Source organism: Flavobacterium plurextorum (genome assembly GCF_024638035.1).
GTDB classification, from domain to species: domain Bacteria; phylum Bacteroidota; class Bacteroidia; order Flavobacteriales; family Flavobacteriaceae; genus Flavobacterium; species Flavobacterium plurextorum.
Genome location: NZ_CP100442.1, coordinates 4,701,200 through 4,720,119, shown reverse-complemented (window position 1 = coordinate 4,720,119; position 18,920 = coordinate 4,701,200). Strand labels below are relative to the sequence as shown.

Here is an 18,920-nt window from a genome sequence, read left to right as displayed (position 1 = left end):
CAACAACTTAATTTCTAATAAAGTTACCTACGACTTTAAAGGAATAAAAACATTTTCAATGAAAAAAATATTCACCCTTTTTTGCCTTTCCTTTTTCCTCTTTGCTCAAGCACAGGAATACAGTTCATCAAACATACATTCGCATAATGATTATGCCGGTGCACTGCCATTTTATGGAGCTTATTCTAACGAAACCGGTGTTATTGAAGCCGATGTTTTTTTAGTAAACAATGAACTTTTTGTATCGCATACTTCAAAAGAAATTGTGATGCACAATACCCTTAAAAGTTTATATCTAGAACCGTTATCTTCAAAACTAAAAAGTTTAGAAGGGAAAGTTTATCAAAGCGGTAAACCATTAATCTTAATGATCGATATAAAATCTGATGCCGATTCGACATTAAAATTAATCGAGCAGCAATTAAAGGCTTTTCCAGAAATCATTTCAAACAAAAATATAAAAGTCGTAATTTCAGGAAACCGACCGCTGCCATCACAATATGCCAATTATCCAGAGTTTATTTATTTTGACGGAAGACTGAATGAAAATTATACTGCTGAACAATTGGCACGTGTAGAAATGATTAGTGAAGATTTGAAAGAGTTCACAGTTTGGAATGGAAAAGGTGTTTTGACACAGGATGATTTAGAAAAAATTCAGTCAACAATTAAAAAAGTACACAGCCAAAATAAAAAAATAAGATTCTGGGGAACGCAGGACAATGTAAATACTTGGATGACTTTAATGAATTTAAAAGTTGATTTTATTGGTACAGATAACGTTTCAGAATTGACGCATTTTATCAATAACATTAAATCAACATTTTATCAAAATACGGAATTTCACGAAGCTTATGTTCCTAAAAACACTTCGGCTTTTACTAAAAAGAAACCTAAAAACGTGATTCTTTTAATTGGTGACGGAATGGGTTTGACGCAAATTTATGCGGGTTATACAGCGAACAAAGGGAAGTTAAGTCTTTTTAATATTCCAACACAAGGGCTTTCTATAACCAAAGCTTCAAATAGTTATATTACAGATTCGGCTGCAGGAGCAACTGCAATGGCAACGGGACATAAAACCAATAATAGATTTATAAGTGTTGATGAAAACGGAAAACCATTAGAATTAATCACACAGCAATTAGCAGCAAGAAATTATAAAACAGCTGTTATTTCTGCAGGAAATATTACAGATGCAACGCCGGCAGCATTTTATGCACATCAGCCAGAAAGAAGTTACAGCGAACCTATTGCAAATGATTTCTTAGCAAATCCTTCAGATATTTTAATTGGAGGCGGCAAAAATGAATTTAAATCTAGAAAGGATGGAAAAGATTTATCTAAAATATTGACTGAAAGAGGATATACTTTTTTAGATAAATTCAACAGTTTAGATACAATTAAAAACAGCAAATTTATTGTTTTAGATGATGCTGCAGTAGTTTCTATGAAAGACGGACGAGGAGATTTCCTGACTAAATCTTTTGCAAAAGCTACAAGTACTTTATTAAAATCAAAAAATCCATTTTTTATAATGGCGGAAGGAGCACAGATTGATTACGGTGGACACAGAAACAATGTAGAATATGTAGTTCGCGAAATGCTTGATTTTGATAAATTAGTAGGGCAGGCAATGGAATTTGTAGATAATAATCCCGAAACATTATTAATTGTAACAGCTGATCATGAAACCGGCGGACTTTCGTTAATCGACGGAAGTATTGAGAAAGGTTATGTGCATGGAAGTTTCAGTACAAATGATCATACAGCAGTTCCAGTTCCAGTTTTTGCATACGGTGCAGGAGCACAAAATTTTATGGGTGTTTATCAAAATACCGAAATTTACAGCCGAATAATAAAAGCGCTAAGTATCAAATAGATGTTGCTAACTTCGTTTTGAATAGTTTAATAAAAAATAAAACCAGTGAATTTTACGTCACTGGTTTTTGTTTTTTATTGATAGAGATAAGGTCAATTTTATCTTCAAATAATATCTAATTAGTATTGAATTAAAAAATAACTGGTTTCCATTCCAAATTCGTCATTTTGTTTAAAAACTTCCTTGAATCCGCTTTTTAATAATACTTTTTCTGACGCTGTGTTTGCCGGATCTATAGATGCGTAAATTGTTTTAAGTTTTAAAGTTTCAAAGCCATATTTAATAATCGCATCTGCCAGTTCTGTAGCTAAACCAAGTCCCCAATATTCTTTCATTAAAGCATAAATCAGTTCATTATCATTTACATCTTCTGAATGGACTAAGCCGCAGTAGCCAATAAATTGATTATTATCCTTAAAAAAGACTCCATACATACCAAAACCTTTCGATTTATAATTTGAAATAGACACATCAATCCATTTTTGTGTCTGCTCTATTGACAAAGGTTTGCTGTCTCCTACAAATTTCATTAATTCATTATTACCGCAAATAGAATACAAAGCTTCTAGATCATTTTGCTCAATTTGTTTTATGCAGGTTCTTTTGGTCTCAACAACTATCATTATCTATTTTACTTTAAACTCAATTACTATTTTTAGAGATTGTATATATGTGATTATGGAAAGAAAAACGAAAGTATAAATTTAAAATAAATCTTCAAACATAAGAGGAAGCAGTATTATCCTGTTTTTCTTCCCATAAAATGTTTTCCAAATTAATATTCGAACTAAATAAATCATTTCGATCGTTGAGGTTTTGAAATTGAAATTCTTTCGCCTGCATTTTGGTTTTTATTGCTTCAATATTATTTGGTTCTTTTGTTTCTAATCGTATAAATACAGATTGTGCGTCAAAGTTCTCTTTTTGAACAAATTGAAAATGTGTAATTTCATCGTCAGGACCAAGGATGTTACTTATAAAATCCTTCAATATTTCGCTTCGCTGTGGAGATTGAATCATAAAATAATGTACCAAACCGTCATATAATAAAGAGCGTTCTTTTATCTCGGCCTCTTTTTCTATATTTTTTAAACCGCCGTTTATTATACAAACCACGTTTTTTCCTTTTATTTTGTCAGCATAAAAATCTAGCGCAGCAATACTTAATACACCTTCATGTTCTATATTCGTATCTTTATTATTGGCTAATTTTAAAATTGTAGAACAGATTTTTCCTTCTGAAATTTTTATCAGATCGTCTAGGTTTTCTTTACAGATGTTAGAAGTCAGATCGTCTTGTTTTTTAATAGATGCATTATTTAAATAGGATTTTGTAACATCAAAAGAAGGATCGTTTTCATTTGTAATTTCAAGTGATGGATTTTCTTGAGTTGTGACTCCAATAATTTTAGTATTCGGACTTAACATTTTAAATGCTGACGAAATTCCTGCTGCTAAACCACTTCCTTCTAAAGGAACAAAAACATAATCAATAGGATTTTGACAGTCCTCAAGAATTTCCAGTCCCGCAGTTGCTTGACCAGCGATTACTTTTAAATCGTCAAAAGGATGTATAAAGGCTTTGCGATGTATCGAAGCATCTCCCAAAGCAATCGAATAAGCTTCTTCAAAATAATCGCCGGTTAGGATTATTTTGATGTACTCTTTTCCAAATTTCTGAATTTGTTCTAGTCTTTGTTTAGAGGTATTTTTGGGCAGATATATTTTCCCCATTATTTTTAATAACTCACAGCAATAGGCAACTCCCTGTGCATGATTTCCGTCGCTGGCACAAACAATTCCGCGCTCTTTCTCTGTAACAGATAAAGAATTAATTTTATTATAAACTCCTCTAATTTTAAAAGAATAACCCGCTTGAAGATCTTCACGTTTTAATAAAACAACGGCATTATAATGCTTCGAGAGACTTAAGTTTTCTAATAAAGGAGTAGGGACAATTACAGCAGCTAATTGTTTCTGAGCGAGCTGTATTTCTTTAAATAAATTCATCTTGGCGTGGTATTGTTTTTTCAACTTAGTAGTTTTCCATCTCCGATAATTCCTTTGCAAATCCTTCGCTGCCTTTAATCAAAGTAATTTTTGAACTTTTTACAAATTCGACAAGTTCATATTGATTAAGAATAGTCGTTAAATTATCTATTTCATTTTCCTGTGCCGTAACTTCAAATACAGTGTATTTTTTTTCGATAGATAAAAAAGCGGCATTATATTTTTTAAATAAAAGATCAAGACTTTCATTGTTTATCATCATATCTGTTGGCAGTTTGTACAATGCTGTTTGTGCAGAAAAAATTTCCTCGTCAGTATTACAGTAACATCTAAATACATCGATGATTTTTTCTATTTGATGTACCAAGTTTTGCACGATTTCCGATGTTGTACGAATAACAATTGTAAACCGATGCATTTTATCAATTTCACATTCTGAGATATTCAGGTTCACCAAATTAATTTTCTTTCTTAAAAACATTATGGCGATTTTATTGATTAGCTCTAGTTGATTTTCGGTATAAACTGTCAAGGTATATTTCTCTTCCATTTTGTTTGTGCTGCTGTTTTATTTAGTTGAATTTTTATTTAGTAGTTTTTTATAAGATCTTCGGAATTGTTTCTTTTCAGCGCAAAAAAAAACCTTTCTCGTTTGACGGAGAAAGGTTTCGTATTACACAATATAATCCTAACTCGTCATGAGAGACAAATAATGATAATTGCGATAATAATTATTGCTGTTAAATTTTTCATGTTTGTTTTAAATAAAAAAACCTCCCGGTTTAGGGAGGTTTTAAAATTGTATTATGATATACTTCTTTATATAAAATCCCTTTACTACAATCAAATGATAATAATAGAATTGATAATAATAAAGATGTTAGTTTGCGTGCTCATTTTTTATTTGTAAAGCGCAAATGTAGTATAAAAAAATATACGGGTTTTACTTTTTTTATTTTTTTTTAAAATTTCTAAAGATTAAAAAATAGTAAACGAAACAATTATAGAACTTTCTTTTCATTGTAAAAAAGGAACTTTGCACTATTTATTTTTAGCATGATTCGTTTTTTTATCTGAAATAAGAAAAGAAATGATAAATCAATTCTGAATTACTTCCATTGAAACTCTTCTGTTTTTAATTCTATTTTCTTCAGAAGTGTTAGGTACTAATGGATCTGTTTGTCCTTTCGATTTTAAATGTATTCGATTGTTTTCAATGCCTTTTCCTTGAAGATAATCTGCAACAGATTTAGCTCTTAACATTCCTATTTCTTGATTTCTTTCATTGCTTCCAATGTTACAAGTGTAGCCCGTTACTTCTAATACAGCGGTTTTATCTTTTTTCAGAATTACTGCTATCTCGTCAAGACGAGGTATTACATTAGGAGACAAATCAGTGTTTCCAACGGTCGTAAAACCTACAGGCTGTTCAATTAAAATTATATTTTCGGCAGTAATTACTTCTTTCTTTTCTGGAGCAGTTTCAACTACCGCAGCTTCTGTTTTTTGCTCTACTTTTGCAGGTTCTGTTGTTTGTACCGCTGACGGCGTATTTTGAACTGGTGCCGGTAATTGATTTTTCTTTTTAATTGAAAAACCTAATTTAACTTGAATTCCTGCCGCTAAATAATTGCTTTTTTGCACTACTTTTTCATTCTTAATGACACCATTAGGTTCAATCATATTCACATCCTTAGCACTATAAGTTACCAAGTTAGAATCTGAATTACTTTTGGCTAGCTTGTTTAATCCGTAATCGAAGTAAACTCCAGTATAAAGGTTCAAGTTGTCTTTTAATTTGAAGCTTAAGCCGCTCTCAGCACTCAATAAAATAGAGTTTGCAAGACTTGTACGAGTACTGCCTTTCCAATTAGTTATTTTTCCAAAACCGTGTGACGGTAAATTGTCGATAACAAGATCTAAATCTGGATAATATCCTGAAATCTGAATCTCAGAAGCACTAACGTTGGATTTTAGTTTTCCTGGAAATAAAGCTTTTGCTCCAACTCCTAAATAGAAACCTGTTTTAGTTGATATATCCGTTCTGTACTGCAAAAGGATAGGTACGACAACCGAGAAGAAATTTTGATCTTCGGCATAATTCTTTGGACTTACGCGGTATTCAAAAGCCGATCCTTGATCATCTACTTCATACGAAGTAAATGTTGTTCCTTCGTTTAATTTAAACGAATTCTGACTGTATTGTCCTTCTAGACCTGTTGTAATTCCCCAATGTTTGCTTATGTAATACGTGTAACCTAAGCCTATTCCAAATCCAGTTTTAAGTTTTGCGTCGCCCAACGTGCTTTCGTAAAGAATTCCAGATGGACCGCCATTAATTTTAATATTAAATTCTTGTGCTCTAATAGCAGAACTAAATAAGGTTAAAAATAGTATTGTTAGTTTATATTGAATTTTCATTTTCTAAGTTTTTGATTTTTAACGTACCAATAAATTAATTGTTTTATGCTGACCGTTTGCCAATGACAAAACGACTACATAAATTCCCGATGATGAAGGTGCCGTAACAATCACCTTTGGACTAACATTATTTATTGTAGTTACTAATTTTCCAGATAAGTCAAAAATATTAATACGTGAGTCTTTTAATTCTTCTGCTGAATAGTCAGATTCAATAGTTAATTCTCTTAAGCTTTGAACTGGATTAGGATAAAGTTTGATAGCTTTTGAAAAAGTTTGCCCATCAATTGTCAATGGACAGAATTTGATAACATTTCCATCTTTATCTTTAGCTTGTACGGAATAAATACCTTTTAGAGGTTTTTCGCTATAATACTGACTGTTTGCTCCTGGAATAAGTACTCCGTTTTTATACCATTGAAATGCTGAATAGTTTTTATCTGAATTATCAAATAACAAAGTATCCTCCCAATATTGGCTTATATTTCCAGACTGATCTACTTCGATCAATTTTGTAATTTGTACAGCTGGATTGTGATTTTGATCTCCTTCTTGAGAAACTTTGATTGATGTTGTTCCAGCACGATTAATTTTTAAGACATCACCTTGAATATTGGCAATTGATGAATTTTCGATTTCGTAAGATACTGGAAGTCCGCTATCTGAAGAAGCCGTAAGTTGTACTTGGTCTGTCGTGTTGCATCCAAAATCCAATTCTTGATTCCACTCAATTACCTGATTTGCTTTAGTAATTTTAAAATCAGAAGTTTTAAAATCAATTGTATAGTTCGATCCTGCACTTAAACTTCCAATTGTTATAGGATAGTTTCCGGTGTTTTCACCTGCAGTTCTAGAAAGTAAACCTGTAATAATTGAGTTGTTATCTCCATTAGCAAATCCAGTTGCCACGTAAGTTAGTTTTGGTTCTGCGCTTCCATATACTTTTGTTTGATCCGGAGCAGCTACAACTTTTAGAATATTTTTTTGAGTGGTAAAACTTATTTCATTTCCGTAGTTTACATAGCCAAATTTACCAACAGCGTAGGCTCGAACATAATATACTGTGTTTACTAACAAGCCTTCTACAGTTTTTGTAAATGTTCCAGGATTACTGCCTAAAATAATTTTAGAATCAGTGATTTTAGGATTAGAAGCAGCAGCGAATACAATTCCTATTTCTGAAGTACATTCACCTAGATCACCATCAATTCCATTTTGACTGGCATTTACGGTTAGAGTAACACTAGAAGTAGTAAACTCAGTTGGGATAGAGGTAATTAAACCTATTGGATTTGAAGGCTGTGTAATTGTAAAATTCTGATTTACACTACAATTGTTGCTATCTGTTATGGTACAAACATAATCACCTTTTACAAGATTTTGTGCCGTTTGATTCGTATTGTCAGAGTTACTCCATTTATAAGAATAGGGAGCAATTCCTCCTGAAATCGTAACACTTGCTTCTCCATTATCACCATTATAACAAGTAACATTTTTTTGAGTACTTGTAACTTTTAATGCTGCAGGTTCTGTAATTGTAAAATTCTGATTTATACTGCAATTATTACTATCTGTTATGGTACAAACATAGTCACCTTTTACAAGATTTTGTGCCGTTTTAGTCGTACTGTCAGAGTTACTCCATTTATAAGAATAGGGAGCAATTCCTCCTGAAATCGTAACATTTGCCTCTCCGTTATTACCGTTATAACAAGTAACATTTTGTTGAGTACTTGTAACTTTTAATGCTGTAGGTTCTCCAATTGTAAAACTTTGTTTTGCGGTACAATTGTTTGTATCCGTTACTGTTGCTGTATAAGTTCCCGGACTAAGACCTGTTGCTGTTGCAGCAGTACCTCCAGATGGTGACCATGAGTATGTATAGGTACCAAAACCTCCTGATACGGCTACAGTTGCCGATCCGTTGTTAGATCCATTGCAAGAAGCGTCAATTTGAGCTCCAATAGAAGCAGTTAATGTATTTGGTTCTGTTATTAAGACACTTTCAGTTGTTGTACAATTATTAGCATCAGTAACCGTAACGCTATAATTTCCTGGACTAAGTCCTGATGCAGTTGCTGCAGTACCGCCAGATGGTGACCATGCATAAGTATATGTGCCGGTTCCTCCAATTACGGCTGCCGTTGCAGATCCGTTAGATTCTCCATTACAACTAACATTTTTAGAATTAATAGTTATCTTAATAGGGTTAGGTTCTGTAATTGTAAATGATTGTGTGGTTTCACATAAATTAGCATCAGTAATAGTTACGGTATAGGTACCAGCAGTAAGTCTTGTTGCTGTTTTGGCAGTGCCTCCAGCAGGAGCCCAATTATATGTATAAGAACCAGTTCCGCCTGTAACATCTACAGAGGCAGATCCTGTAGCTGCACCGTTGCATATTAAATTAGTTTGAGATGGTGTAACTACTAAAGCAGAAGGTTCTGTAATAGTAAAGGTTTTTACAATAGAACAACCATTTGCGGCAGTTATTGTTACAGAATAATTACCTGCTGTAAGTTTGTTTGCAGTAGCGTTATTTCCGCCAGATGGCGCCCAAACGTAAGTAAAAGGACCTGGTGCTCCAGATGGAATTACCGAAGCAGAACCTGTGTTAGCGCCATTACATAAAATATTACTTTGACTTGTTACAGCAGTTAATGTGTTGGTTGTAGTAATATTAAAGACTTTAGTTATTTTACATCCATTTGCATCTGTAACTACAGCACTGTGATTTCCTGCTGCTAAACCAGTTACAATTTGTGTAGTGGCACCATTTGACCATGAGTAAGAATATGGAAGAGTACCACCGTTAGGAGACACAGAAGCCTGACCGCCTGTTGAACAAGTTGCATTTATTTGGCTTGTTGTAGCCGATAAAGCTGCGGCGGGCTCAGTGATATTAAAAGTTTTTGTAATAAAACAACCGTTACCATCTGTAATTAAACAGCTGTAGTTTCCAGTAGCAAGCCCAGTAGCTGTAGCGGCAGTCCCACCAGTTGGAGACCATATATAAGTATATGAATTTGGTTTTCCTCCTGAAGCTGTTACTGTTGCTGTACCAGTTGCGCCTCCATTACAAAGAACATTAGTTTGTGATGTAGTTGCGTCTAAAAGATCTGGCTGATCTATTGTTACAGTAATAGTAGTAGAACATAAATTAGCGTCTGTAATTGTAACAGTATAAGTTCCCTGAGCAAGCCCTGATGCTGTACGAGCACTTCCACCAGTAGGTGACCAAGAGTACTTATATCCTCCAACTCCTCCAGTTGCAGTTACAGTTGCAAAACCATTTGATCCTCCGTTGCACGAAACATCAGTTTTTGTATATGTCCCAGATAATGCTGCAGGGCCTTTAATTTCAACAGTTTTAACTAAAGTACAACCATTAGCATCTGTAATTGTACACGTATAATCTCCAGCAGGTCTGCCCGAAATAGATTGTGTTACACCGCCTAATGGTGCCCATGAATAAAAGTAGCCAGGGCTTCCTCCTGATACATTAACACTTGCAGTACCATTAGATCCGCCAAAACAACTTACTCCAGTTGATGCTGTAGTGGCTGAAAGGCCAGATGCTGGCTGTGTAATGGTAATACTTTCTTTGGTTTCACATTTGTTTCCATCTGTAACTGTTACAGTGTAAGTTCCAGCAGCTAATCCAGATGCTGTAGCAGCAGTTCCTCCCGAAGGTGACCAAGAATAGGTATAGGATCCAGTTCCATTAGTTGCAGTTGCCGTTGCTTGTCCAGTTAAATCTCCGTAACATTTTACATCAACTTTTGTTAGCGCTACATTAATATGATTAACAGCTAATATAACATTATTTGAAACAGCAGCAAGATTACATGTTCCTACTGCCACAGCTCTGTAAGTATATCCATTCATTTCGGCTGTTGTGCCAGTGATAGTTAGAGTAGACGTATTAGCGCCAGAATACGGTGCAGTATTTGTGACGTCGGTAAACCCAAAACCAGTATCTACCTGCCATTGATAGAATATTACATTTGATGCAGAGACTGAATAAGTAGTATTGGTTCCTGCACAAATACCTCCTTGACTAGAAGTTGGTTGTGTTATAATACTAGGATTAGGGATAACAGTCAGTTTAGCATTACTTGAAACGGCATTAGGAGTACATAATCCTGTTACCACAGCTCTATAAATGTATCCATTCATTGCGGTTGTTGCGCCAGTAATAGTTAGAGTAGCTGTAGTAGCACCAGAATAAGGTGCGCCGTTAGAGACGTTGTTAAATCCAGCTCCTTGATCTACCTGCCATTGATATGCTGTTGCATTTGATGCAGAGACTGTAAAAGTAGTATTGGTTCCTGTGCAAATTGCACTATTGCCTGGTTGTGCTGTTATTGCAGGAGCAGAATTAACATATAATGCAGCAGCATTAGAAGTAGCATTGGGGCTGCATATGCCTGTTGCCACAGCTCTATAAATATATCCATTCATTGCGGCTGTTGCGCCAGTAATAGTTAGAGTAGCTGTAGTAGCACCAGAATAAGGTGCGCCATTTGAGACGTTGTTAAATCCAGCTCCTTGATCTACCTGCCATTGATATGCTGTTGCATTTGATGCAGAGACTGAAAAAGTAGTATTGGCTCCTGCACAAATACCTCCATTAATAGAAGTTGGCTGTGTTATAATACTAGGATTAGGGTTAACAGTCAGTTTAGCATTACTTGAAACTGCATTAGGAGTACATATTCCTGTTACGACAGCTCTATAAACATATCCATTCATTGCGGCTGTTGCGCCAGTAATAGTTAGAGTAGCCGTAGTAGCACCAGAATAAGGTCCACTATTTGAGACGTTGATAAATCCAGCTCCTTGATCTAGCTGCCATTGATATGCTGCTGCATTTGATGCAGAGACTGAAAAAGTAGTATTGGATCCTGTGCAAATTGTACTCAAGTTTGGTTGTGCCGTTATTGCAGGAGCAGAATAAAAAGTTAATGGAGCAGGACTAGAAGTAGCAGCGGGGCTGCATAATCCTGTTGCCACAACTCTATAAACATATCCATTCATTGCGGCTGTTGCGCCAGTAATAGTTAGAGTAGCCGTAGTAGCACCAGAATAAGGTGCACCATTTGAGACGTTGGTAAATCCAGCTCCTTGATCTACCTGCCATTGATATGCTGTTGCATTTGATGCAGAGACTGAAAAAGTAGTATTGGCTCCTGTGCAAATTGTACTCACGTTTGGTTGTGCCGTTATTGCAGGAGCAGAATCAACATTTAAAGCTGCTGTACTCGATGTTGCACTTGGTCCGCATGATCCCGATGCAACCACCCGATATTGATATCCGTTCATTTCAGGAATTGCACCACTTATGATAAGTGTTTGTGTTGCAGCACCAGAATAAGGTCCACCATTTGAGACGTTGGTAAATCCAGATCCTGTATTTACCTGCCATTGATAGCTGCTGGCATCACTTGCTGAAGCAGAAAAAGTAGTATTAGAACCAGCACAAATTCTACTGTTAGAAGGCTGACCTGAAAAGGTCAAACATGGTAATATAATACCACTATCTTTTACCCAGGTAAAAGCATCAAGTGCAGCATAGGTATATGCTCCTCCAGTTGTAATTTGAAGCTCATCTATTACAATATTAGAATAGTTTTGACCATTTAAATTGGTTAAATCTATTAAAGTATTGCCATTATCAGTACCAAAACTAGTATTAAAACCAGTGGTTTTAGTCTGTGTAAATTTAGTTATACCGTTCAATTTTCCAGTTATTGTTAAAGAGCCTGAGACTATTAGATTTACTGAATTATTAGCTAGAAGAATCCAAAATCGATTGGTTTTAAATAAATTTGAAGTTGTTTTAATGCTAAAAGAGGCGTTTGTCCCCACAGATGCAGTATTGTCTATGTATTGGTTGTCGCTTGCTGTTCCATTCCAGCCTGCACCAGCGAAATTTGCTATTGCAAATTTGCTGCTATGAGAAATAATGTTAAAAATAACTCCATTATCTGTAAAGCTGGTAGAACCAACTGATTCCGTTTCAAATGCTTCTATTGATGTTTGTGCAAAAAGCAGCTTCGTAAATAATAATAAAAAGAGTAGAAAGTAATTTTTTTTCATATTATAACGGTGTTTGAGGTTTTCATGTTTTATTATTAAAATCAGTTTGTGTTAATGATTAAAGATTTAGTTTAAATTAAAAATGAGGTTTAGTTTTAATGATAAGCTAAATTATTGTAAATAAATTCTTAAATATCGGGTAGTTCTACGTGTTTTTATTGTGGCAGTAAATTTTTATAATCAATAAAATAGTAAGATGAACAGAAATAAAAAGACTTTACAACTCCATTTATATATTCTATAATAATTCAGAAACCTTTATGGTTTTTATGCCTATAACAAGATCACAAAACTAGTCTTAAATAGGTTTTTTAAGAAAAATAAAGGGGGGACAAATGGGGGACATTTTTATGTGTAACTGATAGTATATTAGTGTTTTAGTTGAAAATAGGATTTAATAGTAAAACTATCAAGAAAAAATGAGGTAAAGTTTTTATACTTTGGTCTATAAGGAAAGTCTATTCTTTTAATTTTATCGTTTTCTAGAATGTTTTGTAAAAGTGCTGTAATAGATTTGAAATCTTGCATTCACAATGGAGCTTTTTCTTTAAAAATAAATAGGAATAAAAAATCTTCTAATATCTTACTAGGAGAAACAAATATTTTTATATCTAAAGTAATTGTAAGATAAATAGAGCTGTTTCATTCTAATCAATATTAATCAATGTCTTCACTTGATATGATTACGCTATTTAATTAGGAAATATTAAATTAAATTTATTTAATTTGCCTAATTATAATCAATTATTGAAGAATAAGCATTGGTTACGGAAGAAAATAATACCAGCGAACTTTATATTAGGAAAATATTTGATCAATACTATAGATCACTTGTTCAGTTTGCAAATCGCTTTCTGAGCATTGATGAATGTGAGGATTTGGTTCAGGATATTTTTATAGGTATATGGGAAAAAGAGAATGCATTTCAAGATGAGCTGCATTTAAAAGTTTTTCTATACAAGGCCGTTCGTAATAAATGTTATAATGTTATTAAGCATAATCTTGTAAAAAATAAATATGCTGAAAATACTATTAAGTCTTTGGAAGATGATGATTTGTTCTTAAAGCAAATTCTTGAAGAAGATATAGTGTGTCAACTGTATAAGGCAATTGAGATTTTACCTGATAGAAAAAAAGAAATTATAAAGCTAAGTCTTAAAGGACTCAAGAATGCTGAAATTGCAGAAGAATTAGGAATACAACTTCAAACGGTTAAAACATTAAAAAGCCAATCGTATAAAATACTAAGAGATCAGTTTAGAGATTTAGAATCAATAATTTATTTTTTATTGGTTTAATGTTTTTTAAAACTACTTATTTCAAAAGTTTTTTTAGGTCTTAATTAGTTTACTAAGAAGGATTTAATCTCTTAATTAAAGGATACAAATGAATCAGAATATTAAATGAAAATTATTTTTTTTAAAATTTTTGAAAAAAAAGTAATTTTTCAATACTACCTTTTGGGATATCAGTTGTTCTATAATAAATCAACAATAGGATGATAGATATTTTTCAAATTTCCAAACTGCTAATCAAGAAAAAATTAAAGGTCTTAACCGATTCTGAGAGACTAGAATTAAAAGAATTTGCAAAAGAAAATTCGGTCGTAAAAGAAATTAAGATTAAAAAATTAGTAGATAAAATTGACTCCTATTCAGAAATTGATACAGAAAAAGCATGGGAAAAATTAGAAGCTAAGTATCAAGAAAAGAATAAAAAACCTGTTTTTAGATTAAGTAAAAAACCTTTGTTTAAATACGCCGCCGCCGCTGTGGTGACAAGTTTGCTGGCTGTAACTTTTTTATACAAGGATAAAATATTTAACAAGTCAACTGAAATTCCTGCAGTTGTTGTAAAGAATGATATTGAAAATATTAAACCAGGAACGGATAAAGCAACTTTGACTTTAGGTGATGGTTCGAAGATAGCATTAGAAAAAGGAACTCCAATTAAAACTCAAAATGCGCACATTAATGGCGGCGAGATTATTTATAAAGACAGTAAACAAAATCCATCAAAACTGGTTTATAATTATTTAACAATTCCTAGAGGCGGTCAATTTGTTATAAAATTATCAGATGGCACAAAAGTGTGGTTGAATTCGGCCTCTCAATTAAAATTCCCTGTAGCATTTATCGAAGGAGCATCAAGAGATGTAGAATTGGTGTATGGTGAAGCCTATTTTGAGGTGTCAAAAAGTACCGAACATAAAGGAGCTCATTTTCAGGTTTATAACAAGAATCAGAAAGTTGAGGTTGTTGGAACTGAGTTTAATATAAAAGCGTATAACGACGAATCTAATATTTATACGACGCTGGTAAATGGAAAAGTGAATGTTGAAACAGGGAATAAAAAATTACGATTAATTCCGAATCAGCAACTAAATCTAGATCTTAAAAATAACACTTCGATAATTAAAACCGTGGATGCCAATAATGAAATATCTTGGAAAGACGGTGTCTTTAGTTTTAAAGGAAAACCGCTGAAAGAAATTATGAAAGTAATATCAAGATGGTATGATGTCGACGTGTTTTTTGTAAATAAAAATCTTGAAAATGTACAGTTTAAAGGAAGTCTTGATAAAAAACAATCTCTTGAAGAGATTCTTTCGATCATGAAATCGACTACAATTGACAGTTATGAAATTAAAAACAAAACTTTAATGATCAAATAAAACCTTTAGATACGAGTATTAATTATCTAAAAAAGAGCATGTTTTTGAATAGAATAAAGAAGAAAATAATAAAATCAAATTACTAACTAATTATAACCAAAATAAAAATATCGCCTATGAAGTAAAAAAAGAAGGATAGAGTTTAACCGACCAAAGTACTAACTCTATCCCCTTATCAAATTATCAATTAATTAAAATTTTTAACTAAAAAATAATGACAAATTTATGAAAATTAATTTTAAGCATCCCCATTTTTACTTTAGAAAGGGGCTATTAATGAATATTATGCGAACATTCATCTTCTTATTTTGCACAACACTTTTTGCCCTGACTCCCGAAAATGTTTTGTCACAACAATCAAAAATTGAGGTGAAAGAGAATAAAAAAATGTCTATTGATGAAGTTTTCGACTTGATTATGGATCAAACAGATTATAAGTTTTTTTATGAAGAGGGTATTTTTAAAGGACTTCCTTTGGTAACTTTAAAAAAAGGTACTATAAAAACTAATGATCTTTTAAAACAGAGTCTTGCAAATGCAAACATAGATATTGTAATAGGTAAAAATAACACCGTAATTATTAAAGAAAAGCCTAAAAGTGTTGTTTCGGTTTTGCAAAAAGTTAAGATAACAGGAACAGTGACTGACTTTGCGGGAATACCTATACCTGGGGCAAATGTTACTGAAAAAGGAACTAAGAACAGCACTCAAACTGACTTCAATGGTAAATTTGTTATAGAAGTAGCAAATAATAATGCCATACTAGAATTTAGTTATATCGGAATGGTATCGCAAGAAAAACCAGCGAGCTCAGTAGTTGTAAATGTACAATTAAAGGAGAATACTACAGAACTGGATAATATTGTGGTAACGGCTTTAGGCATAAAGAGAGAGAAAAAAGCACTAGGTTATGCTTCGCAAGAAGTTAAAGGAACCGATTTAACGGCAGGAATTGCAAGCGGGAACTTTCTTAATGATCTTTCTGGAAAAGCTGCAGGGGTGTATATAAGAAAAAATACAAACTTCGGAGGTTCTACAAATGTAATTTCAAGAGGAGTAAAAAGTCTTACAGGAAACAATCAAATGCTTATTGTAATTGATGGTATTCCTATTAATAATTCAACAGTAAATTCAAGTACAGCTTCGCAAGGAGCAAGAAATACTTATGACTATGGTAATGCGGCTATGGATATTAATCCGGATGATATCGAGTCGATAAACGTGTTAAAAGGAGCTGCGGCTTCTGCTTTATATGGATGGCAGGCAGGTAATGGTGTAATCATGATCAGCACCAAAAAAGGTAAAGCTACGAAAGGTATGGGAATTACTATTTCAAGTGAATTTAGTGTGGGTTCTGTTGACAAGAAAACTTTTCCTGTTTACCAAAATAAATACGGACAAGGTTACGGCCCAAGTTATGATGCAGCAGGTAATCCAAAAGGAGTTCCAGTAGGACCAACAGGAGCCTTTTTTACGATAGATAAAAATGGTAATCAAGTTGTAACTACAACTGATGACGCTTCTTATGGTGTGGCTTTTGATCCAAATCTTTCTGTTTATACATGGGAATCATATAGCCCATATTCTTCAAAATACGGACAGAAATCACCATGGCAGGCAGCTAAAAATGGTCCAATTTCGTTTTTTCAAACCGCTACAACATTCAATAATTCAGTATCTCTTGAAGACGCTAATGACAAAACCAACTTTATTTTAAATTACAATAATTTTAAAGAGACTGGTATTTTGCCAAATAGTGAATTAAAGAAAAACAATGCAAGTATAAAGTTAAATCACAAGTTTACAGATAAATTATCTACAAGTGTTTTTGCAAATTATATGACACAAAGTACAATTGGTAGAAATAGTTCTGGATACACAGGAGATAATATTACAGGTTGGTTTCGTCAGTGGTGGGGTACAAATGCTGACCTTAAATCACAAAAAGAGGTTTTTGAAAATTCAGGAGGACAAAATATATCTTGGCTTATGGGAGATCCTGCTAATGGAAATACGGCTCCAAAAACTATGGATAATCCATACTTTACTCGATATAAAAATTACCAATCTGATGAAAGAAACCGTTTTATTGGTTATGGACAATTGGATTACAAATTTACAGATTGGTTATCAGCTTCTGGAAAAGCAAGTATTGATAGTTACTCAGAGTTACGTGAAGAAAGAAAAGCTACAGGATCTATCAATGGATCATTTGGTTTAAGCAGAGCAAATGTTCCTTCAGGATACCAAAAATATGTTGGTTCGTTTTCTGAGCAAAACTATCAGTTTATCCTAACTTTTAATAAAAAAATTGGAGATGACTTTTCTGTTAATGCTTTGGCAGGGGTAAATACTTTGAGAACAAAAAGTAATTCAACTCTTGCTTCAACTGATGGAGGATTAATTATTCCAGATATTTTTGCATTATCAAATTCAGTAAACCCTTCACCGTTTCCGTTAGAAACAGAGAATAATTCGGCCGTAAACAGTTCTTACGCTTCTGTTTCTTTAGGATATAAAGATTTCTTGTATTTAGAAGGAACTGTTCGAAATGATGCATTTTCTACTTTACCAAAAGGGAATAACTCATTAAATACATTCTCTACTTCTGCGAGTTATGTTTTTACAAATCATGTTAAAGCAGATTGGTTGTCTTTTGGAAAGTTAAGAGCAAGTTATGCAGAGAATCCGCAAGGAAATATTGATTTGTATTCATTAAATGATGTTTATGATAAAAGTAATCCATTTGGTTCAAATCAAATTTACTCAATACCAAATAGAAGTAATAATCCTGATTTGCGCCCTGTTAAAACTACCTCTCAAGAGCTTGGTTTAGAAATGCAGTTTTTACACAAAAGAGTTGGATTTGACGTGAGTGTTTATAAGAGTTTAAGTAATGATCAGATATTTCCTGTAGATTATTCTACTGCAACTGGTAACTCTTCAAGATATGTAAATGCAGGGTCAGTTGAAAACAAAGGTATCGAGGTGCAGTTTAATGTGACTCCAATACAAACAAAGGATTTTAATTGGGATATTTTTGTAAACTGGTCTAAAAATGAGAATACACTTGTGTCATTAGCATCAGGAATTGAAACTCTTTCAATAGGTGGATTTCAAGGAATTGGTATAGTTGCAAAAGTTGGTCATCCTTATGGAGATATAGTTGGTAAAGACTATGTGTATGCCGCAGACGGACAAAAAGTTACAGAGAATGGTCTTTATGTAATGACAACTACAACAAACAATGTTATTGGAAATATTACTCCTGATTGGATTGGTGGACTTCGTAATAAATTTACCTACAAGCAAGTTTCGTTTGGTTTCTTAATCGATGTGCAGCATGGTGGTGATCTTTACTCTCTAGATCAGGCATATGGTCAGCATACAGGTTTATACGAATCGACGGCAGGATATAATGAATTAGGAAATCCAATAAGAAATACACTTGCAAATGGCGGTGGACTTATACTTCCTGGAGTGAATAAAGATGGTACACCAAATACGACTAGAACACCGCGTCCAGAAGTTGCAGGAAGTATTTACGGCTATAAAGCCAATCCAGAAAGCGCCTATATTTATGATGCAAGTTATGTTAAATTGAGAGAAGTAAGTCTTGGCTATACATTCCCGTCGCAGTTTGTGTCTAAAATGAAATTGACTGATTTAAGAGTTTCATTAATTGGATCTAATTTATGGATAATCAGTAAAAATCTTCCTGATGCAGATCCAGAGAGTGGAGTTAGTGCAGGTAATTTATCTTCAGGTTATTCTGGAGGTTCACTTCCTTCAACTAGAAACATTGGTTTTAACCTTACTTTAAAATTTTAA

Annotated in this window: 9 protein-coding genes; 4 read left to right on the top strand and 5 right to left on the bottom strand. The window is 33.3% G+C overall.

The genetic code is table 11. The features are described 5' to 3' along the window. The first annotated feature begins 58 nt into the window (after positions 1-58). Positions 59-1,882 carry an alkaline phosphatase gene (locus NLG42_RS20540; protein WP_257682185.1) on the top strand — a complete coding sequence of 608 codons (1,824 nt, stop codon included), beginning with the start codon at positions 59-61 and terminating at the stop codon, positions 1,880-1,882. A gap of 119 nt (positions 1,883-2,001) precedes the next feature. Here the strand turns inward: NLG42_RS20540 and NLG42_RS20535 are convergent, their stop codons facing one another. From NLG42_RS20535 to NLG42_RS20515, 5 genes are all read right to left on the bottom strand, one after another. After that, the gene (locus NLG42_RS20535) at positions 2,002-2,505 is read right to left on the bottom strand and encodes a GNAT family N-acetyltransferase (protein ID WP_099718901.1); all 504 of its coding nucleotides are present in this window, start codon (positions 2,503-2,505) and stop codon (positions 2,002-2,004) included. Between the two features lie 94 nt (positions 2,506-2,599). Then, a complete protein-coding gene (gene ilvA / locus NLG42_RS20530; protein ID WP_257682184.1) occupies positions 2,600-3,892 on the bottom strand; it encodes a threonine ammonia-lyase IlvA in 1,293 nt (430 codons plus the stop codon). Positions 3,893-3,917: 25 nt separating this feature from the next. After that, on the bottom strand, positions 3,918-4,442 hold the full coding sequence (gene ilvN, locus NLG42_RS20525; RefSeq protein WP_257682183.1) for an acetolactate synthase small subunit: 525 nt from the start codon (positions 4,440-4,442) through the stop codon (positions 3,918-3,920). 548 nt (positions 4,443-4,990) lie between these two features. Then, positions 4,991-6,313, bottom strand: coding sequence for an OmpA family protein (locus NLG42_RS20520; RefSeq protein WP_257682182.1), 1,323 nt, complete (start codon positions 6,311-6,313; stop codon positions 4,991-4,993). A gap of 18 nt (positions 6,314-6,331) precedes the next feature. Continuing rightward, complete coding sequence (locus NLG42_RS20515; RefSeq protein ID WP_257682181.1) at positions 6,332-12,415, bottom strand: MBG domain-containing protein; 6,084 nt, start codon at positions 12,413-12,415, stop codon at positions 6,332-6,334. Between the two features lie 761 nt (positions 12,416-13,176). Here NLG42_RS20515 and NLG42_RS20510 point away from each other — a divergent pair. The 3 genes from NLG42_RS20510 (at position 13,177) to NLG42_RS20500 (ending at position 18,920) form a co-directional block, all read left to right on the top strand. Continuing rightward, positions 13,177-13,713 (top strand): sigma-70 family RNA polymerase sigma factor, encoded by a 537-nt coding sequence (locus tag NLG42_RS20510; protein ID WP_089056098.1) that lies wholly within the window; start codon positions 13,177-13,179, stop codon positions 13,711-13,713. A 200-nt stretch (positions 13,714-13,913) separates the two neighbouring features. Beyond that, a complete protein-coding gene (locus NLG42_RS20505) occupies positions 13,914-15,089 on the top strand; it encodes a FecR family protein (RefSeq protein ID WP_257682180.1) in 1,176 nt (391 codons plus the stop codon). A 285-nt stretch (positions 15,090-15,374) separates the two neighbouring features. Further along, on the top strand, positions 15,375-18,920 hold the full coding sequence (locus tag NLG42_RS20500; protein ID WP_257682179.1) for a SusC/RagA family TonB-linked outer membrane protein: 3,546 nt from the start codon (positions 15,375-15,377) through the stop codon (positions 18,918-18,920).